This is a genomic window from Ancylomarina longa (assembly GCF_003996985.1).
Classification (GTDB): domain Bacteria; phylum Bacteroidota; class Bacteroidia; order Bacteroidales; family Marinifilaceae; genus Ancylomarina_A; species Ancylomarina_A longa.
The window spans coordinates 1-458 of sequence record NZ_RJJX01000225.1 but is presented as its reverse complement, the minus strand read 5'-3'; the positions used below and the strand labels follow the sequence as shown (position 1 = coordinate 458).

Genomic DNA, 458 nt, shown 5'->3' with positions numbered 1-458 from the left:
AGGCATACGCCAGCGCACCGGTCGCCACCGCCAGCGAGGTGGCCCCCACCATCGGCAGGGTGATCGCACCGGCAAGCCCCCTGAACATGGGGATCATCCCGCCGAAGGAGTCCTTCACCTGCCCCCCCTGTTGCAGCAGGATCAGCCACGGACTTTGCCCGCCTGCAAGCTGCGTGGCCACGTCGGTGAACTGTGCAGGCAGCATACGCATGGCGGCTTTATACTGCCCGACGGAAATCCCCGCTTTCTGTGCAGCCAGCGCCTGTCGGCTCAGCGACTGTTCAACGACTGCCGCTGTTTTTTTCGCATCACTTTCCGTACCAGAAAAATGACGCCTGACTCTGGCCATCTGCTCGTCAAATCTGGCCGCATCCAGACTCAAATCAACGACCAGATCGCCTACCGGTTCAGCCATACCGGACTCCTCCTGCGATCCCTTCTGATACTGTCATCAGCAT

General features: G+C 60.5%; 1 protein-coding gene. It reads right to left on the bottom strand.

The features are described 5' to 3' along the window. Positions 1-415, bottom strand: a 415-nt coding sequence (locus DLK05_RS17040) for a phage tail length tape measure family protein (RefSeq protein WP_001589113.1), incomplete at its 3' end; no start/stop codon positions are given. Positions 416-458 lie beyond the last annotated feature (43 nt).